The following is a 15351-nucleotide window of genomic DNA, read 5'->3' as shown; positions in this document are numbered from 1 at the left end:
AGGGGCGTCCGTCAAAGGCCCATCCCTAAATTTGAAGTGCGAAAGGTATATAGCGATGAGAGCTGGAGCTTGGGAAAGAGCGTGATGCGGGTTGGTCGTTTTTAGCTTGATGCGCTACAAAACTCATGGCTCCAAAAAAGTTATTTCTCACGAAATCCTAAATAAATTTGACCGTTATAGTAAGTTTTTTTATAGTGAGTCGATACTATTTTTGGAAGTTTTGTACAAATTATTACGAATACAATGGTCTGATAAGGAGTCGAAAACATGAAATTTCTTGCTGTTCATCCTAGCCCGCTGATGTATACCAAGGTGTTTTTACGCCTTGAACCGCTTGGGTTGGAACAAGTTGCCGAAACGGCCCGGCGGCAAGGTTACGATACACGGTTGATCGACTTGCAAGTAGAGTCTCATCAAGATTTATTTCGGTTAATGGACGATTGGCAACCCGATATCGTTGGTTTCTCGTTGAATTATTTGGCCAATGTTCCCGAGGTCATCGATCTCGTCAAAGCCGTGAAAGCTCGTTTGCCGAAGAGTTTTGTCTTTATCGGCGGGCATAGTGCGTCGTTTACCGCCGAAGAATTATTGGAACACGGCGAAGGCAGTCTTGATGCTATTCTCAAAGGGGAGGGCGAGTCGGGTCTTCCTTTGTTATTACAAGCTATTAAAGAAGATAGAGAAAACGTTCATGACGTGCCCGGTGTGGTGACGATGAAAGGCGAGGGCGGACAGCCGACGTTTATCCCTGATCTTGACAATCTTGCGCCGGCTCGCGACTTAGTCCGACATCGTAATAAATATTTTCTCGGTACGCTCGATCCTTGTGCGTCGATCGAATTTTCCCGAGGTTGCCCGTGGGACTGTTCGTTCTGCAGTGCTTGGACATTCTATGGACGAAGTTATCGCGTGATGAGTCCCGATAAAGTTGTCGAAGAAATGGAAAAAATTCGCGAGCCCGGTATTTTCATTGTCGACGATGTCGCATTTATTCAAGAAAAAATGGGCTTCGAAATCGGCGAGGCCTTGGCTCGGAAAGGCATTAAGAAAGAATATTATCTGGAAACGCGCGGTGATGTTTTGCTGCGTAACAAAGACGTCTTCAAGTTCTGGAAGGAGCTTGGGATGAGCTACATGTTCTTGGGTATCGAGTCGATCGATCAGGACGGGCTCGAAAAATATCGTAAACGTATTGATTTGAGTCGTAATTTCGAGGCTTTAGAGTTTGCGCGGACTCTGGGTATCAATGTCGCGATCAACATCATTGCCGATACCGACTGGGACCACGAGCGTTTCCGTGTGGTCAGGGAATGGTGTAAAGAAGTTCCTGAAATCGTTAATATCAGCGTCAATACGCCTTATCCGGGAACCGAAAGTTGGCTGACCGAGTCGCGTAATTTGACGACCCGCGATTATCGATTGTTCGATATTCAACATGCGGTGTTGCCGACGCGTTTACCGATAGAGGAGTTTTACGCGGAATTGGTCGAAACTCAGCGTGTGATGTTTACTAAGCACATGGGGTGGGCGGCTATGCGCGATGTGACGAAGGTTTTGGTCGGCAATTTAATGCGCGGTCAAACGAACTTTGCGAAGAATCTGTTTAAATTCGATAAAGTATTCAATCCGGCATTGCAATTGGCCGACCATCAAATGCCGGTTAAATATCAAATGAAGCCGCCGGTTAAAGACGCTAAATTTTCCAGCGCCAAGGCGTTATCTAAGTCGCTGTATGTTCACGAGCCGTTAGGGCGGACGAGTCGGCAGTTGGATGACGATACCGAAAAATTCGTCGATGAAAGCCGGGGCGCCTTGAGCGAGTCTTAACGAGACTCGTTTCATAATATGGAAATTGTTTGCTTTATCGGTTTGACAGATATACCTTGCGCACATCAAATTTCGACTGCACTCAAGGAGGCGCCGGGGTGTTCGGCAAAGGCTTTGCCAGCATGGAGCTGGCATAGAGCCATGGACGTATTTACGGCGTCCTTTGACGGGCACCCTGGTGCCGCATTTTGATCTGCGATGGTATATACCGGTAGAGACGAGTCGACTGTCTCTACCGGCCTAATGTTTTGAAAGGAATAATAATGGAGCTACCGGATCCAATTTGTGTTCCATTTCAAATGCGAAGCTAATTCCGCTTCGATGAGTTGATCGTAATGGCGTTGCAGAGTTGCCTCTGTCGGACGCGGATAGACTTCGGTTTCGATTTCGCTTCGTAATTGGCTTATAAAATGACGTTGTAAAACGGAATCCTCAGGGATTGTGATTTGTTCAGGTTCGTTTTTTGCTTTGGAAGCAGGCTTATTAATTAGCGTATCAATGCGTTTGGGTTTCGAGGGCGCGGAAGAATCAAGCGCCGATTCCCGGCCTTCGATGAATTTAAACAGAGATAAATCTTCCGGGTTGACTAGGCGGTTTTCCAATTCGGATTCGACCAATTGTTCATAGTGTCGCAGCAATACGCAATCGGTCGGACGCGGAAACAGCGACGCTTCGATTTCGCTACGTAGTTGTGTCAACCAGTCTCTTCTCAATACGCTATCCTCGGGGACTTCGTGCTTAGAGTCGGATTTGCTTGGCGTGCCGACGATTGCGAGTTCGATTGGACTTGATTTTTCCTTTACGTCGATAATCGAAGTAGACGCGGCAGCGTCGGGTATTTCGATGCCATCGATAAATTTGAAATGTTGTAAGGCTTCCGGATTAAGTAAGCGATTTTTCACTTCGGATTCGCCCAATTGTTCATAGTGTCGCAGCAATACGCAATCGGCCGGGCGCGGAAATAACGACTCTTCGACTTCGGTGCGTAGTTGCGTCAACACATGACGTCTCAAGACCGAATCTTCGGGAATCGGAATCTTTTGTTCAACCCGTATTGTAGTGTCTGTAACCGGAGCACTTTCAATTATTGATACCGTGGATGCGGCGGGTTTTCGGCTTTGTTCCGATATTTCAGAGTGAGATTGCTTGAGGTTTTTTTCAATTTGCTTGAGTGTCCGTCCTGCCCGGCTTTTGATTTCTTCCCGTTGTTTAACCTCTCGCCATATCAGAAAAGGCAATATCAAGCCGATGACGGCAAATAAACCTGAAACCGCAGCCCAGATTAATACGCCTTTCGTGAATAACTGAAAAGTCCACCAAGAAAATCCCAATAACACGGCAATGCCGAAGGAAATTTTCAGCGATAACTTAAAAGTTGATGTACTTGAATTGCCGCTATAGATGTAAGTAGGGTCGATATCGTTTTTTAGTGCTTGAAAATGAGCGGTATCGTATTTCGAATGTTTGGCGGTTTCGAGCCAATCAAGGCTTCTTCTGAGTCGTTTTTTATGTACGGTGTTTCTTATAGCCAGAAGCATAATAACCAATGTGGTCGACAGTGTAGCGGCCATGGTGATCATGATTTCGTCGGTAATCATAGCTACCCCCTTTATTGTAATAATTTTTGGTTGTGTCCATTTGCCGTGACAACAGAAAAGCTGAGTTGTCATGAGATCCTGTGACATAGCATGCGTTCAGATGAAAGTCAAATGCAAATCTAACAGAATTGACATTAAATATCTAATAATTTATTGAGAGGGGTTAAAACATGCCGCAAAAGGGCATTACGGTAACCCAATCGCCGGCGGATTTTGATGTATCTTGATGATTCAAAATAATAAACGCATTGGCTTTGCTCATCGACATCAAAATGCCCGAGCCTTGTTTGCCGGTCGTCTTGACGATCCAGTCGCCGTTTTCGTCGCGGCTGACAATACCGCGTTGGATTTCGGTTCGGCCCGGTTTTTTGCGTAAATTTTCGGTCGTTCTTGCCGTTAAGGTCGGGGCTATCGGCTTGTCGACGATGCCGAGCATTTTTTCCAAAGCCGGCAGCACAAAAAAATAAAAAGTCACCAGCACGGCAACCGGATTCCCCGGCAGCCCGAAGAAGGCGGCATTGTCTATGCGCCCGAATGCAAGCGGCCGGCCCGGTTTGATCGCGACTTTCCAAAAATCGACTTGTCCGGAATTTTTCAAAGCCGTCTTCGTAAAATCGGCTTCGCCGACCGAGACGCCGCCGGTCGAAATAATCACGTCGGCATGGCGGCCCGCCTCATTAAAGCGCTGCAAAAGCACTTCGGCATCGTCTTCGATGATGCCGAGATCGATGATCTCGATGTCGGATCTGTCCAATGCCGCGAACAAGCTGTAGCGGTTACTGTCGAAAATGCCTGCTTCGGTCGGAATTTGATGCGGCGCGACGATTTCGTTGCCGGTCGATGCGATCGCGACGGTCAATTTGCGTTTGACGTTGATTTCGCAAATGCCCAGGGAAGCAAGCAAGCCGATATCGGGCGGAGTCAGCAGTTTACCGGAAGCCAATACGGTTTCGCCTTGTTTGATGTCCTCCCCGGCGCGGCGAACGTTTTGGCCGGCCTTATGCCGGGAGTCTATTGTGATGAAACCGTCCTTAATTTCGGCATGCTCTTGCATGATCACGGTATCGAGCGCTTCCGGCATCGCGGCGCCGGTCATGATGCGCAGACAAGTTCCTTTTTCGATGCTGCCGCGAAAGGGTTCTCCGGCCAAGGCAATGCCTTTAACGGCTAGACGAGCGATGCCTTGATCAGGAAGATCGGAACTGTGCAGCGCGTAACCGTCGACCGCCGAATTGGTGTGCGGCGGAACATTCGACGCCGATACGACGGTTTCATGCAAGACTCGACCGCGCGCTTTTTCGATCGGTAACCTTTGGTAGCCTTCGATTGCAGGTAGATTGTTTAAAATACGGGACAGCGCCTCTTCGCAAGGCATCAGCCCCGATTCGAAAATGTCGGTGCAACTCGGTTGGGTGTGAATCATTTGCGGATACTCGGGCCGTTAATCGGAATGCCGTTGCTCATTGTGCTTAAAAAGTATTCGAGATTACGAAATTCTTCGCTCTGCGCGCCGGGAGATTCTGCTCTAATTTGTTTGAGGCATTCTGAAAAACGCCGGTGCAATGTGCCGGTTTCGCCCCATTTGAGACGATACACCGGCCAATGGCTGGTATGGCCCAACGACGGGCTCAACAATTCGGAACGCAGCAGTTTGCCGGCGTTTTGCACATGACAGGTCGCGCAGGCGAAATTCAATTGACCTTGCCGCCGGTAATAATAGTCCTTGCCGGCTTCATAAGCGGCCAATGCGCGCGGGTCGGAAGCGGGGATTTCGATCGCGATGGTTTTTCCTCGGCTGGTGTAGGCCAGATAGGCGAGCAGTGAGGCGATTTCGCCTTTCTGATAAGGAAGAGGGGCTTCATCGTTTCGTTGCCGGCAGTCGTTCAGGGCTTTCGCAAGCGTGACGACTTCGCCGCTTTCACCGTTCCAAACCGGATAAAGCTGCGCGATTCCGACTCCTCGTTCCGGCAGGCAATCGGCATAATGTGCGCCGTTGCCGAAAGGGGTGTTGAATAGGGTTTTGCCTTCTTCGATCGCCCATTCGTAAGGCGGAAACTCCTCGATCGCTCGCCAGGATTCGCGCGCATTCGGATCGATCGCGTAAACGCCGTCGGCGTAATCTTGAAGCGACAACGTCGGAAAAAGCTTTCGATAATGTTCGACGAAGGCGCTTCGGTCCTGTTCAGGACTTGCATGTGTCGAATCGGCAAAACCGCAGATGAGCAGGGCGCCGGCAAACAGTACGGTTTTGGTCATGACGGATCGGTCAAGATTTGCTCGGCGCTGCCGGTGAGTCCCCGGTTATCGGTCCAATCGACTCGAATCAGGTCGCCTATTTCGATGTCGTTCAACACAAAAGCGAAATATGGATTCTTTGAGATGCTGCCGGCCATCCGGGCGGTGATTACCGTTTTGTCGTTATGGCGAACGGTCAACGTTTTGATGAAATGCGCTGGAATCAATTCCTGCGTTTCGGGGTCCCGGTTGCGGCCGTGTTCCATCGGGTGTGCGATCAGGATTTTGAGTTCGGTCGTGTCGTCTTTGCGCTTGATGCGAATTTTCGTGTTTGCCATCTTAGCCACCGCATCCGCCGATCGTAACTTTGACTTGTTGGCGCGCGCTGTAAAGCGTTTCGCCCGATTTGACGACCGCGATCACATCGCAGGTTTCGGCCATTTTTAGATGAGCCGAGACGAACGGCTCGGTTTCCGGCGCGATATTGAAAATAGCGGCCAGAGGCACCGGGTTCTTTTCGACCAGAATCGCGATGCTTTCGACATTGCCCAGCGTGCTCGATACCGTGATGGGTACGACAGCGCCGTCTTCTGCGATTAGCGGCAATTTGAGCGCGATCGCATCCGATTCGACGATGGTCGCGTCGGCGTACAATCGATCCAGCGTTCGATCGAGCTTGCCGGGAGCGAAGTGGTCCTCGGCCCAATCCGCGAACGCAAGCCGAGGTGCGATTACACCGCTACAGGCGATCACCGATTGTATCAAAAATGTTCTTCGAGAATTGGACATGATTTCGTTAAAATAAAGTCGAATAGGGCTATTCTATCCGATAAAGGCAAAATATGATTACTCTGGAAATGGTCGAATTATATAAAAAATACGGCGGCGATATCGATGGCTGGGCGCGCACGGCCGTAAGCAATGAAAAGTCGGTCATGAGCGACGCGGACTGGTATGAAATCGACGCTTTCGTTCATGAATACGGCTTGGTTAAATCGGGTCTGGCATCGGCGCGTTATGCCGAAAAACTGCACCATCGAATGTCTGCGGCGGTCAGCGACGAAGATGCTTTACAAGGACTGAAGTCGCTCGTCGAAGAATCGCGGCAGGGCGCGCTTTGAGTTTGTGCAGGTTGGGGCGCCCGGCTCGTCATGGATAATGATGAGTGTCTGACAGGGCGTCGGGTGAGCGCCCGGAAAACCGAAATTTGATATGCGACCACAATACTGAAACGGAGCAAGCAATGACTGTCAAAATTGTTGAAATCATCGAGGCGATTGAATTTATCAGCGCAGATCCCAGCCTGGATAGCGAAGCATTTTTGTCGCGCGAAACCGGTAAAATTCATATCCGCCCAGGTGATTTTGATTTTGATGATGCGGAGGATTTACCCGAGGATCTGGACGACCCCGATCGCTATATCGGCTTGCCGCATAAGCACGATCTTGATCTCGGCAACTCATTGGTTCGTTCGTTTGTTGCTGAGTTTTGTCCAGCCGAAAGCGAAAAAGTCCGGGATATGTTCAGAAAGCGCGGAGCCTATTCGCGATTCAAGAATTGGGCGGAAAGCAAAAATCTCCTGGACGATTGGTACCGATTCGAGAATGAGTCTGCCGAAGCGGCTATTCGCGAGTGGTGCGAGGATAATGATATAAAACTGATGGGGTGATCGGGCGTATCGTTTTCTTTATACCCTTTGCTGGTCAAATTTCGGCGCCGGGGTGTCCGTTAAAGGACGCCGTGAATAGGTCCATGTAGGCTCTGTGACAGCATCCCTGCTGTCAAAGCCTTTGCCGAACACCTCGGTGCCTCCATCCGTCAATGCCGAAATTTGAAGTGCGATGGGTATAACCTAGAAATAGCATTTCACCATGAAGATCATGAAAAATAGGAAGTCAATTCAATAGACTATTCTGCGAATCATAGGATATGGATTCACCCAAAACGTGAGCTTTCTATTCTGGGATTCCGCGTTGCTTCATCCCGACCTACACTGTCAAAACAGTGGAGTATAGGCTGGGGTGAGGCACTAACCCATGCGCATCAAGCTAAAACGGTCAACCCGTACGCTTTCCCAATTTCCGTACTCATCGCTATACATAAGTCATGTATTACCCTTTTGCAATCTTAGACAATGTGACCTCGAAGCCATTTATTGTAACTTGACATTCTCGGCCTCGAAATCGCGATCTGGGGATCGCTCCCACAGTGCATTAGTCACCCTCTGTGGGAGCGACGCCTTCGTCGCGACTTTCGAAGTCACTGACGCTCGACACCCACGGCTTATATCGAAGTCCTCGAAGCGACCTAAATTCAATACAAGGGCGATTTTAATCGCCCTAGGCGAATGAGAACTTGTTCCTATAAGAAACATGAGCAAGCCAGGAAGTTAGTTTTAGCGACATCCTTAGCTTGATGCGTATGGGCACGAACCCCGGCATGATACTGCGGCATTATCCGCAAAACTGCTCGATGCCTTGCAGAATCCCTTGTGAGTCCAAGCCGCACAGACTCAGCAATTCCTCGCGCGTGCCTTGTTCGATGAAGGCGTCGGGCAGGCCGATGTTGAGCACCGGCATCACGATTCTTTGCGCCTGCAGAAATTCGTTGACTGCGCTGCCGGCGCCGCCGGCGACGACGTTTTCCTCGACCGTGACGATGACTTCGTGACTCTTGGCCAGTTCCAGAATCAATGCTTCATCGATCGGCTTGACGAAACGCATGTTGACTACGGTCGCGCCGAGTTGCTTGCCGGCCTCGACCGACGGAGCCACCAGGCTGCCGAACGCCAGAATCGCGATGCGACCGCCTTGATGGCGCAATTCGGCCTTGCCGATCGGTAGCGCGGTCATGGTGCAATCGACCGGCACGCCCGGGCCTTTGCCGCGCGGATAGCGTACCGAGGCTGGNCCCTTATGCATGTAACCGGTATAGAGCATCTGCCGGCATTCGTTTTCATCGGCAGGCGCCATGATCAGCATGTTCGGCAGGCAGCGCATGTAGGTGTAATCGAAACTGCCTGCATGGGTCGGGCCGTCCGGGCCGACTAANCCTGCGCGGTCGAGCGCAAACAATACGTCCAGGTCCTGCAAGACCACATCGTGTATCAATTGATCGTAGCCGCGTTGTAAGAAGGTTGAATAGATCGCGACGACCGGTTTGCCGCCCTCGCAGGCCAGGCCCGCCGCTAAGGTTACGGCATGCTGCTCGGCGATAGCGACATCGAAATAGCGCTTCGGAAAGCGTTCGGAAAACGCGACCAGGCCCGAGCCTTCGCGCATCGCCGGGGTAATGCCCAATAAGCGCTCGTCCTGCTCGGCCATGTCGCAGAGCCATTCTCCGAATACCTGCGTATACGTCGGGTGCGGAGAAGGGGCCGATTTCGGCAGGCAATCGCGGCTCGGGTCGAAGGCCGGTACGCCGTGATAGGCGAGCGGGTCTTTCTCGGCCGGCGCATAGCCCTTGCCTTTCTTGGTGACGATATGCAAGAAACGCGGGCCGGAAATGTGTTTCAGATTCTCCAGCGTCGACACCAGCATGTCCAGATCGTGGCCGTCGATCGGACCGATATAATTGAAACCCATTTCCTCGAACAAGGTGCCCGGCACGATCATGCCTTTCATGTGCTCCTCGGTCTTGCGCGCCAGCTCCCAGACGCTCGGCATGCTGCTGAGAGCCTTCTTGCTTTCTTCGCGTACCGAAGAATAAATCTTACTCGACAGAATCTTAGTCAGATAATTATTCAACGCGCCGACATTCGGCGAAATCGACATATCGTTATCGTTCAAGATCACCAACAAATTCGCGTCGATCGCACCGGCATGATTCATCGCTTCGAAGGCCATGCCGCCGGTGATGCTGCCATCGCCGATAATCGCGACGCAATGCTTGTCCTCGCCGCGCAAACCGGATGCGATCGCCATGCCTAAGGCCGCGCTGATCGACGTGCTCGAATGGCCGACGCCGAAGGCATCGTATTCGCTCTCGGAACGATTCGGAAACGCGCAAATGCCGTCGCGCGTGCGAATCGTCGTCATGCGCTCCTTGCGTCCGGTCAGGATCTTATGCGGATAAGCCTGATGGCCGACATCCCAAACCAATTGATCGCGCGGCGTATCGAATACGTAATGCAGTGCCACGGTCAACTCCACGGTACCGAGTCCTGCCGAAAAATGCCCGCCGGAAATACTGACCGTGTGGGTCAGAAACTCGCGAAGTTCTTTGGCAAGCGGAATCAGATTGGCTTTGGTCAGTTTTCGTAAATCCGCCGGTTTATCGATCAGGCTCAGTAATGGATACTCGTTAGCTAGGTTCATAGTATTTTCTCAATGGATGCTTCATTAACCATCAAACGAAGCGGGCCAAAAGGCTTAATAAAGCGGCTCTTGATAGAACATCAAGATCATGCCGACTTGTAACATCGCGAACGCCGAGATTAGGCCTGCGATTTGTTTTTGTTTCGGATCGTGCAGTTGTATTTCGAGCCAGCGTGCACTGGCGACGATGATTGAAAAAACTCCCATTAGGGTGTGTCCGGCTTGAATCAAGAAGGCTGTTTTGGCTTGAAAGCCGACATGCGAATGCGTCAGCAACATCAATCCGCCAAAAGCTCCCAATATCGGAAACATATACACTAGCTGTTTATGCACGTTATTAGGATGCCGCGCTTTATATTCCAGTACGCCCATGATGAAGGCCAAGAAAGTCGCGATACGGTGTTGCAGAATCTCGCCGCTATTCAATGTGCTTTCCCAAAAGCCGACCGGTCCGAGCGGCCAGACTTCAGGATCGCTACGAATGAACAGGAACATGCCGAGAACCGCGAAGCCGAGCGGCCATAAGGGACCGCGATGCGGCGGTGGCGGACGTAGATTGGCATAGATCGACAGTAACGCAATGGTTGCGACGAAGACGCCGGCGACATTGTGATTATGATCGGACCAATCGGCCATCGCGCGCGACGGGACTTGACCGACAATCGCGGTTCTTCCCTCTTCGCCCGCCATCAGTTCCTCATGAGACGGCGAAGTCAGCATTGGCATTCGCGGTTTGAAAGTGGCGAGAGTTTCCTGCCAGGTCGCGGTGGTTTCCGGAATATCAACCGATGGCGGTTGGGTGGCCAGGCTGACGGCGGTAAACAATATACTGATCAAGATAAAGGTTTCAGCCTGGATGTAATAGGGTATTTCTCGGTAGAGATTGCTCTCCCGATGTTGCGCAAAATATTCCCGGGTCCCACGGTTATTCAAATAGGCTAAAAACAAGGCAATGCCTAGCATGAATAACTTGACCAGTAATAAATTGCCATAGCCTGTGCCGAAAAAACCGTTCCAACTATCGATGTATTCGAAGGTCATCGGCAGCCCGGTCAGCAATAATATGGCAAGCGCGGCGATTCCGAGGGAGGTGAATTTTTTTAGAAACGCCGGCCAAATATCGATGGCTATGGCCTTGCGCCGAGTTAATCGCCAGATGTTAAGCAGCTGAAATATGCCCCCGACCCAAATGGCGGCGCCGATTTGATGCATCACGGTTAGCGTCATCAATTGAATACGCGCCTCGTAGCGGCCCGCGCCGTGCGCTAGCCAGGCACCGGCAATCAATACCAAGGTGGCGATTGCGCCGGCAATTAACCACCTGTCTTTCGAGGCAGGTTGAGTGGTTAGTTTATGGCCGATATAGAATGCCAAGCCTCCAGCCAACAGCAAACGGGCCATGCCGGCTTTAAACTGAATGGTTTCGGCGAATGCCGGAAAGGGCCATACGCCTAAGGTGGCGCTTATCAACCATACCTTCAATATCAGCGATAGGGCTTGAGATAAGGCAAGACCGAGCGCGCCGTAATAGATCAGTGAAACGGTCGAATTGAGTTGTGGGTCGGAATAACGCTCGTTGGTATTCCAGGGTTTCAATATAAACAAGCCCCATACCAATCCGCCGATCACCGCGCTAAAGAAGACGCGGTCGACACCGCCGACCAGAGAGTCCAAAAAATCAGCTAATCCACCCATTGCAAAATCCTTATTCGACAACAAAGAAATGAATGATGTCTTCGGTCAAATGACCGTCGGCGGCGAATACTTTGAGCCGAATCGCATGCTCTCCGGGATCCAGTGCAGGAAGCTCGACGATGACTTCTCCCCGTTTTTGACCTCGATCAACCTTTAGCCTTTCGTGGATATCGCCTTTTTTGACCAGGTCGAAATGTGATAAAGCCAGTTCGACTCTGGAGTTAAAGATCAGAGACACTTTGCTGCTCTTGCCGGTCTGAACCGGATCTATTTTTAAAGAAGTTTCGGTGACCACGGCATGGGCGAAAGCATCGCCTAAGCTTAGGGTAAACAATAAGAAAACGAGTTGAAAAAAGTGTTTAAACATTAGCTTTAAAAAGTTTTTAGAAATAAAAAATGATTAGGATCGTTTCTGTTTGTTTGTGTCAATTAACGCCGGTAGAACAATCAAGCTACTGGCTAAGGTCATCGTAATGCCGATCGACAACAATAACCCCATGCTGGCGATTCCCAAGTGCGACGTAAACGCCAGGCTTGTAAAGCTGCACAGCGTGGTCAATGCGCTGAAAAACACGCCGCGCGCCGAGCTCGATTGCAGCAAGTCGGTTTGATTGCTGTGTTTGTGTTGTAGTCGATGCACGATATGAATCGCGCTGTCGACGCCCATCCCCAACAGCAAAGGCAAGACGATGATGTTTGCGAAATTAAAGGGATTGTTCAGTAGGACGTTGAATGCGCCGGTGAGTAGCGCGGCAAGCAGTAGCGGCACGATTACCAATAACGTCGATTTTATGCTGCGCGTGATAATCAGTAGCAGCGCTACAATGAATATCAGTGCGCTCGAAAAGGCTTGGATGAACGCGTCGACGACGGCTTGTCCGGAAGTGACGTCGCCAATCGGCAAGCCGAATACTTGCGGATAGGTATCGAGTACTTGATTGACGAATACTTTTAGATGATTCGGGTCGTTAAGGTCTTGTTCGGGTAAAACCAGTAGTCGGACGATGCCGTCGGGGCTGATCCAATGGCTTTTGACAGTTTCGGGAATGTCGTCGATTGCGAATTCGGTAGCGGTCAGGCCATCCCGCAACATACGCATCGTTTCCGGCAATAAAATCATCACATTGGTTTCCAGTTGCGAATAGACCGAATCGGGGCGTTCGGCCTTGTCGGCATGGTCGATGAAAGCTTGAATGTTGCGGCGAAGTCGTTCAAGCAATTCGGCCGAAACCGGAGTGGCTTTTTGCGACAAGGCTTGTTGCAGCGATTGGTCGAAATGGATCAAAGCGCTTCTGATATCCGATTTTTCGTAAGCGCGGTCGAATCGATCGAGTTGCGCGGGCATGATCAAATTGAGCGTATCGAGGATGTCGAGTTTTTCGTCTTGCTGTTCGGGGACTAGGTTGCTCAGTGTGATTGCTTGATGAACGCTCGATAAGGTGCTGAATTTTGCGGCTAGGTTGTCGGCGTCTTCTAGGCTGTCGGTGAGTGCGGAAATGATGAATGGCGAGTCGGTTTTGCTTTGCAGCAGTTTCTTAAAAGCCACAACCGACGGCGTTTTCGGATCGCGTAAATGAATCGGGTTCGAATCGAAAGTCAATTGCGTCAAAATAAAGCCGCTAGCGACCGCCAATAACAATGCGATCTTGCGGATAGACCTGGAATGGCGGAACGGAAACCGATAGAGCCAATCGGGCAGTGTTGCGGTCGGCTTCGCGCTTATCGGTTTGAAACGCATTAATTTCAACAAGGCGGGCAGCAGAAGCAGTGAAATCGCCAAGCCGATAAACATGCCGGCGCCGGAAATGATACCGAGTTCCGAAACGCCCTTGAAGTCGGTGGGTACGAATGCGAAAAAGCCGATCGCGGTCGTCAAGGCGCATAAAAACAATGACGGGCCTACTGTATGAATGCTATCCGAAATGGCTGCATCGGTGGGCATGGCATGCAGACGGCACTCTTGATAACGCAAGCATAGGTGGGTCGCGAAATCGACGCCCAATCCAATATACAAAACCGCGAATGCGACCGAAATCAGATTCAAGTGGCCAATGGCGACAGCAGCAAAACCTGCGGTTAGGACGAGTCCGGCGATCAATGCGATGAAGGTCGAGAAAACCAATCTTACCGAGCGAAGCCCTAGCCAAAGCGCGGAGCAAACTAATATTAACGAAATAATTCCGGATATGACCATGCTTTCGTTCACGCTTTCCATTTCTTCGTGCTCTAACGCCACTTCGCCGGTGAAGCTCAGGCGCACGCCCGGAAATCGCGATTGCATTTGTTCGGAAAGCGCTCTGAGGTAGTCCATCGGTTTTTCTGCCGGCATCAAATCGCTGAAATCGAGATGCGGTTTTGCAATGACGAGACGACGGGTTTGGTCTTTTCCGAAGCTGTCTTCGGTCAGCATTTTTTGCCAAGATAAATAATGATGGCGGTTTTCTTGGGTTGCGGATATCGTTTGATTGAAAGCGTTCAATAACGGGTCGATCGGCATCGTTACATCGCGATCGCTTTCTGTTAGTGCCCGCGAAAGAATGTCCAGAAAGCCCGCGAAATGATAATTCTTGGATAGATGGCCGATAAACGGCTGTGCATCGACCAGTTTTTCCGATAAGGCTTCGAGTTCGTCCAATTCCAAAAATAAAAAACCTTGTTGCCGGAAAAACGGATTGTCGTCAGGAATATAAACCGATTCGAATAGGTTTTGCCTCGTTTGCAAATCCTGTTCTAGGTATGTGGCGGCGAGAGAAGTTTCTTCGGGCGTGTCCGATTCGACAATGGCAATAATCGCGGCGGCATCGAGCGGAAATGCTTGCTCTAGTTTGAGTCTGACTTTTTGAAATGGCAGTTCTTGTGACAATAACTCGGCGGTGTTGTTGTTGATGCCGAGATTTTTGATCGTGTAATTCAGGCTCAGAGCGCATAACAAAACAAACAACGACAACAGAGTCCAAGGAAAACGCAAAGGAAGTTTTGCTATGGATTCGAGCAAGCGGGTTTGTATCGTTGCGGTATGTTTTGCCATGGTTTTAAAGGTGGATAGTTTGTTGAATGTCGGTTTAAGAGTGCAGGTTTACAATGTGTTTTGTAATGCTTTCGTGTCAGGCGGCTTTATTAAGTCAATACCGTATCTTGCTTCGTGTCGAAAATGGAGCCATAAAGGTGCGGAAAAGGCATTATTCATGTGGTATCTGGAACTCGACCGTCAAGCCCCCTTGCGTCATTCATTCGAGTAACAGGACGCGCTTATCGGCATGAAACCAAAGTTAGGCATTTGATCTAGCGGGACGGGGTTTGCAACCCCGTCCTAAACGTTTAGACTTTGGCCGAGGTAAGCCGAAATGTTTAGGGTAAACCGAAACATTGGGGACGGGTTAAATAACCCGTCCCGCAGAAGTATCGGAAACCCGTCATTCCGTCATGGATTGCCGGAACCAGTTGCCACGGATGGCTGTATTAAGTGCACCTTTATGGTCTGAATTTCGGCAATCTTTTGTTACATGACGACTTAACTTAATGGCCCATGAAACCAAAGTTAGGCATTGATTATAGTAACGCTGTTGGCATTATGCAAAATATTGTTGTATTTAGGCTAAATGATACAAGTATGGGTAAAAATGTGACGGCATGTTTTTTGATAATCTATAAGCATGGTTGTTGTCAGGATTTTAGTGCTC

At 50.2% G+C, this 15351-nt stretch carries 12 protein-coding genes; 3 read left to right on the top strand and 9 right to left on the bottom strand.

The genetic code is table 11. The features are described from left to right. Positions 1–267: 267 nt before the first annotated feature. Positions 268–1827, top strand: coding sequence for a hopanoid C-3 methylase HpnR (hpnR, locus tag METBU_RS0106555; protein ID WP_017839854.1), 1560 nt, complete (start codon positions 268–270; stop codon positions 1825–1827). Between the two features lie 269 nt (positions 1828–2096). Here the strand turns inward: hpnR and METBU_RS23475 are convergent, their stop codons facing one another. The 5 genes from METBU_RS23475 to soxY all read right to left on the bottom strand — a co-directional run bounded on the left by METBU_RS23475 (position 2097) and on the right by soxY (position 6449). Then, positions 2097–3425 carry a hypothetical protein gene (locus tag METBU_RS23475; RefSeq protein ID WP_017839853.1) on the bottom strand — a complete coding sequence of 443 codons (1329 nt, stop codon included), beginning with the start codon at positions 3423–3425 and terminating at the stop codon, positions 2097–2099. 163 nt (positions 3426–3588) lie between these two features. Continuing rightward, positions 3589–4848, bottom strand: a complete 1260-nt coding sequence (moeA, locus tag METBU_RS0106545) for a molybdopterin molybdotransferase MoeA (protein WP_017839852.1) — start codon at positions 4846–4848, stop codon at positions 3589–3591. Continuing rightward, positions 4845–5681: a sulfur oxidation c-type cytochrome SoxA gene (soxA, locus tag METBU_RS0106540; protein WP_017839851.1), complete on the bottom strand. Its 837-nt coding sequence runs from the start codon at positions 5679–5681 to the stop codon at positions 4845–4847. Before soxA ends, moeA begins: the two co-directional genes overlap by 4 nt. Further along, positions 5678–5998: a thiosulfate oxidation carrier complex protein SoxZ gene (soxZ, locus tag METBU_RS0106535; RefSeq protein ID WP_017839850.1), complete on the bottom strand. Its 321-nt coding sequence runs from the start codon at positions 5996–5998 to the stop codon at positions 5678–5680. The genes soxA and soxZ overlap by 4 nt, the downstream gene beginning before the upstream one ends. Before the next feature lies 1 nt (position 5999). Beyond that, on the bottom strand, positions 6000–6449 hold the full coding sequence (gene soxY, locus METBU_RS0106530) for a thiosulfate oxidation carrier protein SoxY (protein ID WP_017839849.1): 450 nt from the start codon (positions 6447–6449) through the stop codon (positions 6000–6002). A 53-nt stretch (positions 6450–6502) separates the two neighbouring features. On the opposite strand from soxY, the gene METBU_RS0106525 reads away from it, so the two are divergent. Together METBU_RS0106525 and METBU_RS0106520 are read left to right on the top strand one after the other, a co-directional pair. Continuing rightward, positions 6503–6781 (top strand): hypothetical protein, encoded by a 279-nt coding sequence (locus METBU_RS0106525; protein WP_017839848.1) that lies wholly within the window; start codon positions 6503–6505, stop codon positions 6779–6781. Between the two features lie 122 nt (positions 6782–6903). Then, a complete protein-coding gene (locus METBU_RS0106520) occupies positions 6904–7329 on the top strand; it encodes a UPF0158 family protein (protein WP_017839847.1) in 426 nt (141 codons plus the stop codon). A 784-nt stretch (positions 7330–8113) separates the two neighbouring features. Here the strand turns inward: METBU_RS0106520 and dxs are convergent. From dxs to METBU_RS0106500, 4 genes are read right to left on the bottom strand one after another with little or no spacing between them, the layout of a single operon-like run. Further along, positions 8114–9976, bottom strand: coding sequence for a 1-deoxy-D-xylulose-5-phosphate synthase (dxs, locus tag METBU_RS0106515; protein ID WP_017839846.1), 1863 nt, complete (start codon positions 9974–9976; stop codon positions 8114–8116). A 54-nt stretch (positions 9977–10030) separates the two neighbouring features. Beyond that, a complete protein-coding gene (locus METBU_RS0106510) occupies positions 10031–11671 on the bottom strand; it encodes a copper resistance D family protein (protein ID WP_017839845.1) in 1641 nt (546 codons plus the stop codon). Positions 11672–11681: 10 nt separating this feature from the next. After that, positions 11682–12038: a copper resistance CopC family protein gene (locus METBU_RS0106505; protein WP_017839844.1), complete on the bottom strand. Its 357-nt coding sequence runs from the start codon at positions 12036–12038 to the stop codon at positions 11682–11684. Between the two features lie 33 nt (positions 12039–12071). Then, a complete protein-coding gene (locus METBU_RS0106500) occupies positions 12072–14699 on the bottom strand; it encodes an MMPL family transporter (protein WP_017839843.1) in 2628 nt (875 codons plus the stop codon). Positions 14700–15351 lie beyond the last annotated feature (652 nt).

This window comes from Methylotuvimicrobium buryatense 5G (assembly GCF_000341735.1).
In the GTDB taxonomy this organism is placed as follows: domain Bacteria; phylum Pseudomonadota; class Gammaproteobacteria; order Methylococcales; family Methylomonadaceae; genus Methylotuvimicrobium; species Methylotuvimicrobium buryatense.
Note: the sequence above shows the minus strand (reverse complement) of the source record. Positions and strands in the feature narration are given on the sequence as shown.